Origin of the sequence: Sphingomonas sp. GlSt437, assembly GCF_048015635.2 — a bacterium.
Classification (GTDB): Bacteria; Pseudomonadota; Alphaproteobacteria; order Sphingomonadales; family Sphingomonadaceae; genus Sphingomonas.
The window spans coordinates 147,209-161,639 of record NZ_JBPGYA010000003.1; the positions used below are offsets into that span (position 1 = coordinate 147,209).

The 14,431-nt window shown below is 65.9% G+C and carries 13 protein-coding genes; 8 read left to right on the forward strand and 5 right to left on the reverse strand.

Annotated features, from left to right (window positions below):
• Positions 1–8 precede the first annotated feature (8 nt).
• From ACLB0R_RS14650 to ACLB0R_RS14675, 6 genes are read left to right on the forward strand one after another with little or no spacing between them, the layout of a single operon-like run.
• Positions 9–1,079: an AAA family ATPase gene (locus ACLB0R_RS14650; protein WP_416644090.1), complete on the forward strand. Its 1,071-nt coding sequence runs from the start codon at positions 9–11 to the stop codon at positions 1,077–1,079.
• Entirely contained in the window at positions 1,076–1,930 is an 855-nt protein-coding gene (locus ACLB0R_RS14655) for an XrtA system polysaccharide deacetylase (protein WP_416644091.1), read from the forward strand. Before ACLB0R_RS14650 ends, ACLB0R_RS14655 begins: the two co-directional genes overlap by 4 nt.
• Positions 1,927–3,000 (forward strand): FemAB family XrtA/PEP-CTERM system-associated protein, encoded by a 1,074-nt coding sequence (locus ACLB0R_RS14660; RefSeq protein ID WP_416644092.1) that lies wholly within the window; start codon positions 1,927–1,929, stop codon positions 2,998–3,000. Before ACLB0R_RS14655 ends, ACLB0R_RS14660 begins: the two co-directional genes overlap by 4 nt.
• On the forward strand, positions 3,000–4,214 hold the full coding sequence (locus tag ACLB0R_RS14665; RefSeq protein WP_416644093.1) for a TIGR03087 family PEP-CTERM/XrtA system glycosyltransferase: 1,215 nt from the start codon (positions 3,000–3,002) through the stop codon (positions 4,212–4,214). Before ACLB0R_RS14660 ends, ACLB0R_RS14665 begins: the two co-directional genes overlap by 1 nt.
• A complete protein-coding gene (gene xrtA / locus ACLB0R_RS14670) occupies positions 4,214–5,755 on the forward strand; it encodes an exosortase A (RefSeq protein ID WP_416644094.1) in 1,542 nt (513 codons plus the stop codon). The genes ACLB0R_RS14665 and xrtA overlap by 1 nt, the downstream gene beginning before the upstream one ends.
• On the forward strand, positions 5,755–7,647 hold the full coding sequence (locus ACLB0R_RS14675) for an XrtA/PEP-CTERM system amidotransferase (protein ID WP_416644095.1): 1,893 nt from the start codon (positions 5,755–5,757) through the stop codon (positions 7,645–7,647). The genes xrtA and ACLB0R_RS14675 overlap by 1 nt, the downstream gene beginning before the upstream one ends.
• Here the strand turns inward: ACLB0R_RS14675 and ACLB0R_RS14680 are convergent.
• Entirely contained in the window at positions 7,644–8,093 is a 450-nt protein-coding gene (locus tag ACLB0R_RS14680) for an MAPEG family protein (protein WP_416644096.1), read from the reverse strand. The two genes, ACLB0R_RS14675 and ACLB0R_RS14680, sit on opposite strands and share 4 nt — an antisense overlap.
• Positions 8,094–8,098: 5 nt before the next feature.
• On the reverse strand, positions 8,099–8,533 hold the full coding sequence (locus ACLB0R_RS14685; protein ID WP_416644097.1) for an MAPEG family protein: 435 nt from the start codon (positions 8,531–8,533) through the stop codon (positions 8,099–8,101).
• 147 nt (positions 8,534–8,680) lie between these two features.
• Here ACLB0R_RS14685 and ACLB0R_RS14690 point away from each other — a divergent pair, with 147 nt between their 5' ends.
• A complete protein-coding gene (locus ACLB0R_RS14690; protein WP_416644098.1) occupies positions 8,681–9,973 on the forward strand; it encodes an MFS transporter in 1,293 nt (430 codons plus the stop codon).
• Positions 9,974–9,975: 2 nt separating this feature from the next.
• Here the strand turns inward: ACLB0R_RS14690 and ACLB0R_RS14695 are convergent, their stop codons facing one another.
• Both ACLB0R_RS14695 and ACLB0R_RS14700 read right to left on the reverse strand, forming a co-directional pair.
• Entirely contained in the window at positions 9,976–11,025 is a 1,050-nt protein-coding gene (locus ACLB0R_RS14695; protein WP_416644099.1) for a 1,9-bis(guanidino)-5-aza-nonane synthase, read from the reverse strand.
• Between the two features lie 156 nt (positions 11,026–11,181).
• Positions 11,182–12,420, reverse strand: a complete 1,239-nt coding sequence (locus ACLB0R_RS14700; RefSeq protein WP_416644100.1) for a type III PLP-dependent enzyme — start codon at positions 12,418–12,420, stop codon at positions 11,182–11,184.
• A 141-nt stretch (positions 12,421–12,561) separates the two neighbouring features.
• Here ACLB0R_RS14700 and ACLB0R_RS14705 point away from each other — a divergent pair, with 141 nt between their 5' ends.
• Positions 12,562–13,572, forward strand: coding sequence for a threonine ammonia-lyase (locus ACLB0R_RS14705; RefSeq protein WP_416644101.1), 1,011 nt, complete (start codon positions 12,562–12,564; stop codon positions 13,570–13,572).
• 169 nt (positions 13,573–13,741) lie between these two features.
• Here ACLB0R_RS14705 and ACLB0R_RS14710 read toward each other — a convergent pair whose 3' ends face one another.
• Complete coding sequence (locus ACLB0R_RS14710) at positions 13,742–14,398, reverse strand: alpha/beta hydrolase (protein WP_416644102.1); 657 nt, start codon at positions 14,396–14,398, stop codon at positions 13,742–13,744.
• Positions 14,399–14,431 lie beyond the last annotated feature (33 nt).

Here is a 14,431-nt window from a genome sequence, read left to right on the forward strand (position 1 = left end):
AGACGGATATGTACGACGATCACTATGGATTGACCGGACGACCGTTCCAGCTGACGCCCGATCCGCGTTTCTGGTTCGAGTCTGCGACGCACAAAAAGGCGATGGCCTATCTGGGCTATGGCCTGTCGCAGGGTGAGGGCTTCATCGTCATCACCGGCGATATCGGCGCGGGCAAGACGACGCTGGTCGGCCATCTGATGGCGACGATCGACCGCCAGCGGCTGCATGTCGTCAAGGTCGTTTCGACCCAGATCGAGGCGGACGATCTGCTGCGCGTGGTGGCGGTCGGGCTCGAGATCGATCCGGCGGGGCTGGTCAAGGCGCAATTGCTCATCGCGATCGAGCGAGCGCTGCACGCGGTGGCCCGCAGCGGCCGGCGGACGCTACTCATCGTCGACGAAGCGCAAGCGCTGCCCGTCTCGGCGCTCGAAGAACTGCGCATGCTCTCCAATTTCCAGGCCGGCGGCCACGCGCTGCTGCAGATTTTCCTGCTCGGCCAGCCCGAGTTTCGCGAGCGGCTCCACGGCTCGGCGCGGCTCGAACAGTTGCGCCAGCGCGTGATCGCGGTCCATCACCTCGATCCGATGGGGCCGCACGAAATCGAACCCTACATGCTACATCGCCTGCGCGTTGTCGGCTGGCGCGGGCAGCCGCATTTCACCCCCGATGCTTTCGCCGCGCTTTATCGCGGGTCGGAGGGCGTGCCGCGGCGGCTGAACCAGCTTGCCGGGCGCGTGCTGCTGTTCGGCGCGATCGAGCATCTCGACGTGATCGATGGCCGCGCGGTGGAGAACGTCATTGCCGATCTCGCCGGGGATACGCCGGCGCCCGTTGCCAATGATACGCGCCGCGAAGCCCCGATGCCCGCTGCTGAGCGCCACGAGCCCGAGCCGGCCCGCTTTGCTGAACCGATAGCGCCCGCTGCGCCCTCATCCGACATCGGCGAGCGGCTTGGCCGCCTCGAAGCGCGGCTCGACGAGCAGGACGCGGCGCTCCGCCGCATCCTGACCTTGCTGGTCGATTGGGTCGAGAGCGATGCCGGCCGCAGCGCCGCGCTGCGCCGGGGGCAGGGCGGATGAGCTGCGCCATCACCAACGGCCTTTCCGTCGACGTCGAGGACTGGTTTCAGGTCGGCGCGTTCGAGACGGTGATCGATCGCGGCGAATGGGACGCGCTCCAGCCCCGCGTCGAGCGCAATACGCATGCCGTGCTCGATCTGTTCGGGGAAACCGGCGTGAAAGCAACGTTCTTTACGCTCGGCTGGGTCGCTGAACGCAATCCCGCGCTGATGCGGCGGATTGTTGATGAGGGACACGAAATTGCCAGCCATGGCTGGGATCATGCCCGCGTTTTCACCTTCGATGCCGCGCAATTTGCCGCCGACCTGAAGCGCGCGCGGACCGCAATCGAAGACGCCGCCGGCGTGGCGGTAACCGGCTATCGCGCGCCGAGCTTTTCGATCGATGCGCGCACGCCCTGGGCGCATACGGTGCTCGCCGAGCAAGGCTATGCCTATTCCTCCTCGGTCGCGCCGATTGCGCATGATCATTATGGCTGGCCCGAAGCGCCGCGCTTTGCCTATCGACCCCTTGCTGATGCGCCGCTGGTCGAGCTGCCAGTCACGACGGCCCGGGTCGGCGGCCGCAACATGCCGACCGGCGGCGGCTTCTTCCGTCTCTTCCCAAGCGCTTTCACCAATTGGGCGATCCGCCGCGTCAATGCGCGCGAGGGCCATGCCGCCGTCTTCTATTTCCACCCCTGGGAAATCGACCCCGACCAGCCGCGTGTCTCCAACGCGCCGGCCAAGTCGCGGCTGCGCCATTATGCGCGGCTCGGCGCGATGGCGGGCAAGCTGCGCGGGTTGATCGCGCGCCACCAATGGGGCCGGGTCGACGCGGTCGTGGCAGCGGAAACGGGGGCGATCGCATGACGATGCCACTGCTCGACAAGCCCATCGGCATTCGTGCCGCGAACCTTGCCGATGCCGGCGAGCGCGCCGCAATCGATGCCTATGTCCGCGCGCATATCGATGCCACGCCGTTCCACCTGACCGGATGGAGCGTCGGCGTCGCCAGGGGCTGCGGCCAGCGCGCGCATTATCTCGTTGCAGAGCAGGCCGATGGTGCGATCGCCGGTGTACTGCCCTTGACCGAAATTCGCTCGGCGTTGTTCGGCCGCGCCTTGGTGTCGGCGGGGTTCGGCGTCGGTGGCGGTATCCTGGCTGATGCCGAGGCGCCTGCCGCTGCGCTTGCACAATCGGCCTGGGATCTGGCGCAGCGGCGCGGCTGCCCCAGCCTGGAGCTGCGCGGCGGCCCGGTGCCGGCGGGCGATTGGCAGATGGATGACACGACGTATCTGGGTTTCGTCCGCGATCTTGCCGCCGATGACGAAGCCGAACTTCTCGCCATTCCGCGCAAGCAGCGCGCCGAGGTGCGCAAAGCGCTGGGGAATGGGCTTGCCATTCGCATCGGCCGCCATCATGACAACCTCAAAGCACATTATGCGGTTTATGCGGAATCGGTTCGCAATCTGGGGACACCGGTGTTCCCGGCGCGGTTGTTCCGCTCGGTACTGAGCGAATTTGGTGAATCCGCCGATATCCTTGTCGTCAGCGCCAAGGGCCGGCCTGTAGCGAGTGTGTTGAGTCTTTACATGAACGGGACGGTGTATCCCTATTGGGGCGGCGGCACCGCCGAAGCGCGCGCACTGCGCGCCAACGATGCGATGTATTTCGAGCTGATGCGCCACGCGCGCGAGCGCGGCTGCACGCGTTTCGACTTCGGCCGCTCGAAAACGGGCACCGGCGCTGCGGCGTTCAAAAGGAATTGGGGTTTCGAAGGCGTCTCATTGCCTTATGCCCGCCGCGTCGCGCCCGGAGCGGCGGCGCGCGACACCAACCCCAACAGCGCGAAATATCGCGCCATGGTTGCAGGCTGGCGCAAGCTGCCGCTGCCGGTTGCCAATCTTGCCGGCCCCTTCATCGCAAGGGGGCTTGGCTGATGGGCGATATTCTGTTCCTCGCGCACCGCGTGCCGTTTCCGCCTGATCGCGGCGACAAGATCCGTGGTTTCAACATCGTCAAATACATGTCGGAGCGGCGGCGCGTCCACATCATCGCCTTTGCCGACGATGATCGCGACATGAAGCGCAAGAGCGGGTTGGGGCGCTTTGGCGGCAATCGCTCGATCATCTGGCGATCGAAGCCGCAATGGCTGTCAGCGCTGCAGGCGCTGGCGCTGCGCCGCCCGGTGTCGCTGACCGCGTTCGAAAACCGGCCGCTGCAGGAAGCGGTCGACAATATTCTGGCGCGGCATTCGATCGACACGATCTACGTGTTTTCAAGCCAGATGGCGCAATATCTGCCGGCCAGGCCGCGCCAGCGCGTCATCATGGATTTTGTCGATGTCGATTCGGCCAAGTTCGACGCTTATGCGCGGTCATCGCGTGGCCTGCGCAGCTGGATGATGCGGCGCGAGGCGACCTTGCTTGGTCAGTTCGAGCGGCAAGTCGCCGCGCGCGCCGACGCCAATATCCTGGTCAGCCAGGCCGAAGCCGATCTGTTTGTCGAGCGCACCGGCGCCGAACGCGTTTTCGCGGTCGAGAATGGCATCGACATCGAATTTTTTGATCCCAGCGCGCAGTTCAAGCGCGTCGAGGCGATGGGCGATCTGATCGTGTTTACCGGCCAGATGGATTACCGCCCTAATATCGAAGCGGTCACGTGGTTCGTCGATACCATCCTGCCGCATATCCGCGTTTCACGGCCCAGCGCGCGCTTTGCCATTGTCGGGCGGCGGCCGACTGATGCCGTGAAGGCGCTCGCCAAGCAACCGGGCGTCATGGTGACCGGCGAAGTCGCGGACGTGCGCGGCTGGCTCGCGGCGGCATCGGTCGTCGTCGCCCCGCTCAAACTCGCGCGCGGTATTCAGAACAAAGTACTCGAAGCAATGGCGATGGGCCGCCCCGTCGTCGCGACCCAGGCAGCCGCAGAAGGCATCGATCATGCCGGTACCATCAAGGTTGGCCAGGGCGTCGGCGAGATTGCCGAGGCGGTCATCGACTTGCTGGCCAATCGCGATGCGGCGACCGAACTCGGCGCAGCAGCGCGCGCGCATGTGATGGCGCGCTACAGCTGGGCGGCGTGCCTGGCGCCGCTCGACCAGATCGTCGGGCTCAACGGCCGGCCGATGCCGGCGCGCCGGACCGCGGCGTGATGACGGCGGCTGCGGCCGCTGCTGCCGGACCCACTGCCGCGCCCATGTGGCGGGGGCGGTGGCCGCGCCATGCCTTTTTCTTGACGGTGCTTGCCTTTGCGGCGCTGGTCATCTTCGCGCATGACGCGCAGGCGCTCGCAACCTTGTGGTGGACCAACACGACGTTCGGCCATTGCCTGTTTATCGCACCGGTGGTGGCTTGGCTGGTGTGGCAGCGGCGGGATGCGCTGAGCAGGCTTGACCCGGTTGCCTGGCCCTTGGGGTTGATCGCGGTCGCGGCGGCGGCGGGGCTTTGGCTGATCGGCCAGATCGCCGGAGTCGGGCTGTTGCGCCATATCGGGTTGGTCGGGTTGCTGCCGGGTCTGGTGCTGACCTTGCTCGGTCCACAAGTCGCCCGCGCGCTGATCTTTCCGATCGCTTACGCTTTCTTCCTGGTGCCCTTTGGTGAGTCTGTCGCGGCGCCGCTCCAGGGTCTGACGGCTGCCATGGTGCTCAAGCTGCTGGCGCTCGTTAGCGTGCCCGCGACCGCCAATGGCACGCTGATCACAACCCCGGCGGGCTATTTCGCGATTGCCGAGGCCTGTTCGGGCTCGAAATTCGTGATCGCGATGGCGGCGTTCGCGGTGCTCGTCGCGCATCTGTGCTTCGCCAGCTGGCGGCGGCGGATCGCGTTCGTGGTGATGGCGGAAGTCGTCGCGATTATCGCCAACGGCATCCGCGCCTTCGGCACGATCTATGCGGCGTCGTTGACCTCGGTCGAGACCGCCACCGGGTTCGATCACATCGTCTTCGGCTGGCTGTTCTTCGCTGGCGTGATGGCAGCGGTGCTGGCGATCGGCTGGCGCTGGTTCGATCGGCACCCGGATGCCCCGGCGGTCGATGCAGCCAAGCTCGGCGCAGCGCCGAAGAAAACAATCGACGCGCTGGTGGGCGCCGCGCTCGCGCTGGCGATCATGGTCGGCGCGCCGGCGGCTGCCAAGCTGATTGACGCGCGCGCCGATCCACTGCCGCGCCATATCGACTTGCCGTTGCTGCCCGGCTGGCAACGGGTCGCGCTCAGCGCGCGCGCGCCTTGGGGGCCGCATTTCCCCAACGCCGATCATTTCCTGATCGGCCGTTACGCCAATGCCGCCGGCGATCAGGTAGATGTCGCGGTCGCGGTTTATGGCAGCCAGCGCGAAGGCAAGGAACTGGTCGGCTTCGGCATCGGCGCGCTGGCCGAGAATGACCGCTGGGTGAAGGTCAGCGACATCCCCAGCATCGCCGGCGCCGCCACGATGCGGATCACCGCGCCCGGGCCGGTCGAGCGCATTGTCGCGACCTGGTATCGCGTCGGCGACACGCTGACCGCCAGCGACAAGCGCGTGAAGATCGAAACGCTGCGGTCCAAGCTGCTCGGTGGCCGCCAGCGTGCGGTCGCGGTGCTGCTGTCGGCGGAAGCGCTGCCGGGGCATGACCCCGCCCAAGCAATCGCGCGCTTCCTGCAGGCGCTCGGGCCGGTCGACCGCTTTGCCGATCGCGAGGCAGGATCGGGCGGCTGATGTGTGGCATTGCCGGGCTCTTCTATCCCGAAACCCCCAAGCCGGTTGATCCGGCACGGCTGACCGCCATGGCCGATGCGCAGGCGCATCGCGGGCCGGATGGATCGGGCGTATGGACCGCGCCTGGCATTGGTCTCGCACATCGCCGGCTCGCGATCATCGACCTGGCCGGCGGCGCCCAGCCGATGCTCAGCGCCGACGGTACGCTGGCGGTGACCTACAACGGCGAGATCTACAACTTCCGCGAAGTGCGCGCCGAGTTGGAAGCGATCGGCGCGCGGTTCGTGAGCAACAGCGACACCGAAGTGCTGCTCCACGGCTGGGCGGCCTGGGGCCCGGCGATGCTCGATCGGCTGAACGGCATGTTCGCCTTTGCATTGTACGACGCGGCGCGGCAGTCGCTGTTCCTGGCGCGTGACCGGCTGGGGGTGAAGCCGCTCCACTATGTCGAGCTGGCCGATGGTGCGGTGGCGTTCGCCTCGGAATTGAAGGGTCTGCTTGCGCACCCGCTGCTGCGGCGCGCACCCGATTTCCGCGCGGCCGAGGATTTCCTGGCGCTGGGCTATGTCCCCGACGATACGTGCCTGGTCGCCGGCGTGCAGAAGCTGGCGGCGGGGCATTGCCTGCTTATCGAGCGGGGTCGCCCGGTGCCGGCGCCGCAACGCTGGTGGGACGTCGATTTTTCCGGTCGGACCAACGCGTCCCCTGCCGCGCTGGAAGAGGAATTGACCGAGCTGATGCGCGCCGCCGTGCGCGCGCGGATGATCGCCGATGTGCCGCTTGGTGCATTCCTGTCGGGCGGGGTCGACAGCTCGGCGGTGGTCGCGCTGATGGCGGAAGCGTCGCGCCGCGCGGTCAAGACCTGCACGATCGGCTTCGATGTCGCCGACCATGACGAGCGTCGCCATGCCGCGCTGGTCGCGGAGCGTTTCGCGACCGCCCATCGCGAGCGGATCGTCGCGTCGGACGATGTCGCATTGGTCGATCGCCTCGTCGCGACGTTCGATGAGCCTTTTGCCGATGCCTCGGCGCTCGCGACCTATCAGGTCTGTGCGCTCGCTCGCGAGGATGTGACGGTCGCGCTCTCGGGCGACGGCGCTGACGAGGCCTTTGCCGGCTATCGCCGCTATCGTTTCCAGGTCGCCGAGGAGCGCGTGCGGTCCCTCGTGCCGGCGGGGCTGCGGGCGCCGTTGTTCGGCGGGCTGGGCCAGGCCTATCCCAAGGCCGATTGGGCGCCGCGCTTCCTGCGCGCCAAGACGACGCTGCTCGCGCTCGCGGATAATGGCGCTGCCGCCTATGCGCGCGCGGTAGGCTTCACCCTGCCGGCGACGCGACTGGCGCTCTACAGCGATCGAGCGAAGACAACGCTCGGCGGCTATCGCGGCGAGCAGCGCTATCTCGACACCATGGCCGATGCGCCAGCGCGCGAGGCGCTCGACCGCGCGCAATATGCCGATTTCAAGCATTGGCTGCCCGGCGACATCCTCACCAAGGTCGATCGCACCAGTATGGCGGTCAGCCTTGAGGCGCGCGAACCGCTGCTCGATTATCGGTTGGTCGAATTCGCCGCGCGGCTGCCCGTGGCGATGCGGCTCAAGCGCGGTGAGGGCAAATGGCTGATGAAGCGCGCGCTCGAACCCTATCTGCCGCGCGACATTCTCTATCGCCCGAAAATGGGCTTCGTCACACCGGTCAGCGCTTGGTTCCGTGGCGCGCTGGCGGCTGAGGCGGGAGGGCTGGCAACGTCACCGGTGCTTGGCAGCAGCGGCTGGTTCGACATGGCGGCGATCGGCCGCCTCGCCGATGATCACCGCGCCGGTCGCGCCGACCATGGCCGCACGCTGTGGCAGCTGATGATGCTCGACAAGAGCCTGGCGCGGCTGTTCGGCTAACCGTGCAGGTGGAGGTCGCCCAGCGCCATTGCGGCGTGGAGGGTCAGCGCGATCACGCAGAGCGTCGATAGTGCGAACACCGAAAAGCGCACGATGACGCGATTGACTGTCGCCTGCACGATGCTGTGGATGATCCGCAAGATCACATAGCCCCAGGCGATCGACAGGTTGATCCCGCCGCCGGTCCCCAGCAGGGCATGGACAATCGCAATCGCGTAGAAGATCGTCGGCTGCTCGTGCAGATGGTTGTAATTGTCCGCCGGCCATTGCGACTTGGGCGGGATAACCGCCTTCAGGTCCGCCGCGCTGCCGCCGACCAGATTGATCGTGTCGATATTGGCCGCCTGCATCGCCGGGATGCGCGTGGCATACATCCACAGCCACATGACCAGCGTCCAGGCGACCAGCGCGACGATCGGGGCGAGGATGGGGCTGTGATCGATCATGTCCGTCAAATCTCCAATGTGGCGCGCAGCGCGTTCACGGCCATTGCGGCCAGGCAGGCAGTCGATAGCAGAAACAAGAGCGTGCGCACCGGCACGATATTGACCAGCGCCTGCCACAGCGAATGCGCGATGCGGATGCCGACATAAGCCCAGGCGAGCTGGACGTTGACGGCATTGTCAGCACCGGCAACCGCAAGGATGAGGACCACCGCGTAGAACAATGTCGGTTGTTCCATCAGGTGCATGTGGTTGTGCGATTTCCACGCGACTGACAGCGGCAGCTTGTCATCGATCACTTGCGCACGCACGCCCCCACGCGGGCTGGAGAGCGGCAGGCCGGCGCGTGCCATTGCCGGCAGGCGGGTTGCCACCACCCAAAACAGCATGACGATCGTCCACAGGACGAGCACGACCGCTGGCGCGAAGATTGCGTGATGCATTGCCGCTCCCCCAAGCCCTCTGCCCGCAGGCTGGCGCAATCAGTCTGCAATTGCAACGTGGTTTGGCGGCGCATCGTGCGTGATGCTTTTCATCGCGCGGATTGCTGCTAGCCTTTGCCCTCGGCGATGAAGGGAGCGCTCGAAAACGTGGAAAGCCAAACGCGCATCAGGCTCAGCAAGCGGCAGATCGCCGCCGTGGTCGCCGGCAATGGCCTCGATTTCTATGACTTCCTGACCTACGCCTTTTTCGCGACGCAAATCGCCGACACGCTTTTCCCCAAGGCCGGCGGGCACCAATTGCTGCTGACGCTGGCGACGTTCGGCATCGGCTTTCTGACCCGGCCGCTGGGCAGCATCGTCATTGGTCGCATCGCCGACAAGCGCGGCCGACGGCCGGCAATGTTGCTCTCGTTCCTGCTGATGGGGGCGGCACTGATCGGGCTCGCGCTGACGCCCCCTTATGCGGTGATCGGCATGGCTGCGCCGGTGCTCGCGGTAGCGTTTCGCATGCTGCAGGGCTTTGCGCTGGGCGGCGAGGTGGGCCCTAACACCGCCTATCTGCTCGAGGCGGCACCTCTGCATCGACGCGGGGTGTACACGTCGCTCCAGTTTGTCACTCAGAACGCAGCGATCCTGGCGTCGGGCACGGTCGGGTTGATCCTGTCGTCGCTGCTCAGCCCGGCCGAGCTGACGGCATGGGGCTGGCGCGTCGCATTTCTGCTCGGCGCAGTGATCGTGCCCTTTGCGCTCGCAGTACGGCGCTCGCTCGACGAGACGCTGCATCATGCCGACCCCGATCCCGTTGAGCCCATGGCGCAGAGCAAGATCGCGCGCCTGATGGCAATCGGCGTCCTAGCCATGGCGGGGGGTACGGTCACCGGGTACACCCTCGATTACCTGAATACCTTCGCGCAGAAGGACTTGGGGATGGCGGCGAATGCCGCTTTCGGCTCGACGGCGATGCTTGGCCTGAGCGCGATCCTGGTCGATTTCGCGGCGGGCTGGCTGTCGGATCGCTATGGCCGCAAGGCCGTGCTCATTCCGGCGAACGTGCTGCTGATCCTGCTGCTGCCGCCAGCCTTCATGCTCGTCGCGCATTTCCGCAGCACGGCGGCCCTGCTGGCGATTACCGCAATCCTGTCGATGACGCTGGAATTCGCGACCAACCCGGCGGTCACGTTGCTGGCGGAGGCGCTGCCAAGGGGTGTTCGGGCGAGCGGGCTTGGGACCATTTACGCGCTGTCGCTCGCGCTGTTCGGTGGCAGCACGCAAGTCGTCGACCAGCTCCTCATCGACCTCGCCCACAGCCCGTTGGCGCCGGGATGGTATGCCGCCGGCGCACTGTTGATCGCCTTTTCGGCCCTGCTGCTGCTACCCGAGCGCTATCGTGCGGCGGGGCGGGGGCGCGAGCGACCACCCAAGGCCGCCGCGCCCGCTTGAGATCAGCCGAACAACCGCGCCCAGGCGCGCTTCGGACGGTTCTTCCAATGCTCTCGGTGATAGGCATCGCTGGCGAGCAGCGGCATGACCGATCCGGCCTCGGCAAACACCATCTGCTCGATCGCGGTCGAGACTTTGCCCCAGCTCGCTGCTTCCTGCAGCGTCGACGATGAGCAGGCCCCATCGCGGACGTCAGCGACGGTGATCTGGACGGCATATTTGTGGACCGCGACATCCTCATGCCCCAGGATTTCGGCGCAGACGACCGTATCCTGAATGAAATTCTTGGGCACGCCGCCGCCGACCATCAGCAGGCCCGACTCCCCCGCCTTGATCTTGATATCTGTCAGCTCGCGGAAATCGGCGACCGCGTCGATCATTAGATAGGGCTTGCCGTCCTTCATCCGGTCGACTTGGTGCTTGACGAGGCCGAAGCCTGCTGAGCTGTCAACGAAAGCCGGGCAGAAGATCGGCACATCATGCTCGTAAGCGAGCTTGACCAGGCTGTTCTCCTTCTTGCCATGCTCGCTCAGGTAACGGCCCATTTCGCGGATGAAGGCACGGCTCGAATAGGCGTGCGGTTCCAGCTCATTGGCGATCTTGTTGATCGTGAAGTCGCAGTCCTGCAGCTGCTCTTCGTCGATGTACGTGTCGTAGATGCGATCGATATAGAGCGAGCGCAGCGTATCATCGTCCGGGATTTCAAGCGCCTGATAATGTTTGTGGCCAAGCCCTTCGAAGAAATCCATGTCGACGATCGTCGCGCCCGTCGCAACAACGCAATCTACCATGTTCGAGCGAACCAGCTCGGCGTACAGGTCCATACAACCGCCTGCGCTGGTCGAGCCGGCGATAACCAGGAAGATGGTGCAATCGGGATCGGCGAGCATCTGGTTGTAGATGCCCGTTGCGCGCGCGAGATCGCGGCTGGTGAAGCTCATCTTGCCCATCGAATCGATGATCGGCCGCGCGTCGAAGCTGGTGATGTCGATATGCTCGACGGTAGTCGAGAGCAGCTCGGCCTTGCGGTTGGTGTTCAGGGTGCCGGTCATGGGTTCTTCCATCTTTCTATCCCGACGTCATTCACAGGGGACGCGGATACCCAAATTATCGTCACCCCGGGCTCGACCCGGGGTCCCGCTACTGCTCCGGTGGCCAAGCGGGACTCCGGATCAAGTCCGGGGTGACAGGAGATTAAAGACGACGCGCTACAGCTTGACGACGTTGGCCCTGATGCCCTCAGCCGCGTCGTCGCGATAGAGCGAAGTCATCGGCTCATCCTCGACCACCACGGTGGCGCCGTTGGTGAAGCCGTTGAACGCGGTGCGCATCGCCGACCCATAAGCGCCGAGCATCCCGATTTCGAGATAATCGCCCGCGCGCACGTCCGCCGGCAGCAGGAACGGCCCGGCCATATGGTCGAGATCGTCGCAGGTCGGCCCGTAGAAGCTGAACGCCATGTCGCGCGCGTGGCTGTCGGGCTCGCGGAGCAACCGCACCGGGAAGCGCCAGCCGATATGCGCTGCATCAAACAACGCGCCATAGGCACCGTCGTTGATGTAGAGCTCATCGCCACGGCGCCGTTCGACGCGCACGATCAGCGAGCTGTACTCGGCGCACAGCGCCCGGCCCGGTTCCGCCCACAATTCCGCCGAATAGGAAATCGGCAGGCTTTCGAAGGCGCGGTGGATTGTCTCGAAATAGCGCTCGAGCGGGGGCGGCTCCATGCCGGGATAGCTCGACGGGAAACCGCCGCCGACATCGACCACATCGACCGTCACTGCCGCCTCGACAATCGCGAGCCGCACGCGCTCCATCGCCTGGGCATAGGCTTCGGGCGTCATCGCCTGGCTGCCGACATGGAAGCAGATGCCGAGCGCGTCAGCGACCTGGCGCGTACGGAACAGCAGCTCCTTGGTCTCGCCCGGCGCTGCGCCGAACTTCGACGCGAGGGAAAGCTTGGCATGCTCCGACGAGACGCGCAGGCGCACGCACAAAGTCAGGTCGCTGGCGGTGTTGCCGTCCGCGTCGGTGGTCGCCGCGACGATCTTGTCGAGCTCCTCGATCGAATCGAGCGAGAAGGTGCGGACGCCATGCTCGAAATAGGCCTCGCGAATCGCTTCCGGTGCCTTGACCGGGTGCATGAAGCACAGGGACGCATCCGGCGCGACGCGCGCGACGAGCCGCACCTCGGCGATCGAGGCGACGTCGAAATGGGTGATGCCGTTGGCGAACAGCGTCCGGATCAGGTCGGGCGACGGATTGGCCTTGACCGCATAGAGCGACCGGCCCGGAAACTTCTCAACGAAGTAACGAGCGGCCCGCGCCGCGGCGTGGGGACGAATCAGCGTAACCGGCTGGACCGGGCGCTCGGCAAGAGCGATTCCACGAGCGGCGGAATCGAACGGGGTGGCAGCTAACCCCAGCGCGCTATGATGCTTGTGCAACTCAAGGGACCTCCAAATGCCTAACGGCAAGTCGTTGACGAAAGCTGCCTTGCGGTTGGAAGTCCCATGGGGCAGCGGAGGGCGCACATAGGGTTGGCGATCTGCGATGTAAAGCGGTTATCTTGGCGGCGGAGACAGATGATGACAATTTTACGACAGCCGACCCGCGCGGGGGTCCGGGACGCCGCCGCCAAGCTTAACGGCGTGGTGCCGCCAAGTCCACTTTTCACGCATGAAATCAAAGGGGTGCCGGTTGCTTTCAAGGCGGAATCGCTCCAGCCGGTCGGTGCGTTCAAATTGCGCGGCGCGTGGCATCGGCTGACCGCGATTGAGCCCAAAATGCGCGACCGGGGTGTGGTGGCTTTCTCGTCGGGGAATCACGCGCAGGGCGTCGCTTGGGCAGCGAAACGGCTGGGCATGCCTGCGGTCATCGTGATGCCGGCCGACGCGCCGGTTACCAAGCGCGAGGCTACGCTGGCGCTGGGCGCGGAAATCGTCAGCTATGATCGCGCCACCGAAAGCCGCGAGAAGATCGCGGCGCATCTGGCCGGCGCGCGCGGGGCGACCTTGGTGCCAAGCTTCGACGATGCCTGGGTGATCGAGGGGCAGGGCAGTGCCGGGGTCGAAGCGTCGGCGCAGATGGAAGCGATGGGGCTCGGCGCGCCGACCCATGCCGTCGTGCCGTGCGGTGGCGGCGGGCTGGCGGCGGGCATTGCGCTGGCGCTGCCCGACGCGACGATCACGCCCGTCGAGCCCGAGGGGTGGGACGATATGCGCCGCAGCCTGGAGGCCGGCTGGATCGAACCTGTCGGCGATAATCCGCCTAAGACCGCGTGCGACGCGTTGATGACGCGCGAAGTCTCAGCCCTGACTTTCGAGGTGCTGGCGCGGCGCGGTTGCGTTGGCGTGGCGGTGAGCGAGGCGGCGATTGCGGAGGCGCAGCGTTGGGCCGCGCGCTATCTGCGTCTGGTGGTCGAGCCAGGCGGCGCGGTGGCGCTCGCGGCGGTGCTGACGGGGCAGGTATCGGTCGAGCCAGGGATGCTGGTGGTGCTGTCGGGCGGCAATGTCGACCCGGAAGCGTATGCGCGCGTGCTCGCGGGCGAGGCGGTGGAGGCGCCGGCGTTTCCGGCGTTGAGTCGGGCGGGGCAGTGAGTGGGGCGGGGCATTGGCAAAGCCAGTTTCAGGTCGATCATGCCCCCGGCATGATCAGAAGGATGCGGGGCATCCTTCACCTGAAACTCGTCGGTCGGCGCATCAACGCCGCCGGCCGGGCGCGCCGCTGGGCGCGGATTAGCTTCCCGCTAATCCGCTGCGGCGCGCCTCACTTGATCGGGCTGTTCGGATCCAGCCGCATGTCGAGATAATTATCCACCGAGCGCATCATGTCGTCCATTTCGTGCTCGAAGAAATGGTTGGCGCGCGGGATGACGTCGTGGTGGATGGTGATGTGCTTTTGCGTCCGCAGCTTGTCGACAAGCTTCTGGGTGGCGCTGGGCGTCACCACTTCATCCGCATCGCCCTGGATAATGATGCCCGAGGCGGGGCACGGCGCGAGGAAAGTGAAGTCATACATGTTCGCGGGCGGCGCGATCGAGATGAAGCCGCGGATCTCCGGCCGGCGCATCAGCAATTGCATGCCGATCCAGGCGCCGAAGCTCACGCCCGCGATCCACGTTGTCTGCGCTTCGGGGTGGAAGCTCTGCACCCAATCCAGCGCGCTCGCCGCGTCGGACAATTCGCCGACGCCATTGTCAAACACGCCCTGGCTCTTGCCGACGCCGCGGAAATTGAAGCGCAGCGTGGCGAAACCGCGCCGCTGGAACGTCTTGTAGAGTTCCTGGACGATGCGATTGTTCATCGTGCCGCCGGCATGCGGGTGGGGGTGGAGAATCATCGCGACCGGCGCGCGCGGGCGCGGCGCTGGAGCAAAACGGCCTTCGAGACGGCCTTCGGGGCCGGGAAAAATGACTTCGGGCATGGAACCTATCGCCTGGAAAGGGGGCGCGGGGCG

What these genes read in the sequence shown, in the direction of transcription:
- ACLB0R_RS14650 (WP_416644090.1), top strand. Translation starts at nt 9, where the DNA reads ATGTACGACGATCACTATGGATTGACCGGACGACCGTTCCAGCTGACG.
- ACLB0R_RS14655 (WP_416644091.1), top strand. Translation starts at nt 1,076, where the DNA reads ATGAGCTGCGCCATCACCAACGGCCTTTCCGTCGACGTCGAGGACTGG.
- ACLB0R_RS14660 (WP_416644092.1), top strand. Translation starts at nt 1,927, where the DNA reads ATGACGATGCCACTGCTCGACAAGCCCATCGGCATTCGTGCCGCGAAC.
- ACLB0R_RS14665 (WP_416644093.1), top strand. Translation starts at nt 3,000, where the DNA reads ATGGGCGATATTCTGTTCCTCGCGCACCGCGTGCCGTTTCCGCCTGAT.
- xrtA (WP_416644094.1), top strand. Translation starts at nt 4,214, where the DNA reads ATGACGGCGGCTGCGGCCGCTGCTGCCGGACCCACTGCCGCGCCCATG.
- ACLB0R_RS14675 (WP_416644095.1), top strand. Translation starts at nt 5,755, where the DNA reads ATGTGTGGCATTGCCGGGCTCTTCTATCCCGAAACCCCCAAGCCGGTT.
- ACLB0R_RS14680 (WP_416644096.1), bottom strand. Translation starts at nt 8,093, where the DNA reads ATGATCGATCACAGCCCCATCCTCGCCCCGATCGTCGCGCTGGTCGCC.
- ACLB0R_RS14685 (WP_416644097.1), bottom strand. Translation starts at nt 8,533, where the DNA reads ATGCATCACGCAATCTTCGCGCCAGCGGTCGTGCTCGTCCTGTGGACG.
- ACLB0R_RS14695 (WP_416644099.1), bottom strand. Translation starts at nt 11,025, where the DNA reads ATGACCGGCACCCTGAACACCAACCGCAAGGCCGAGCTGCTCTCGACT.
- ACLB0R_RS14705 (WP_416644101.1), top strand. Translation starts at nt 12,562, where the DNA reads ATGACAATTTTACGACAGCCGACCCGCGCGGGGGTCCGGGACGCCGCC.
- ACLB0R_RS14710 (WP_416644102.1), bottom strand. Translation starts at nt 14,398, where the DNA reads ATGCCCGAAGTCATTTTTCCCGGCCCCGAAGGCCGTCTCGAAGGCCGT.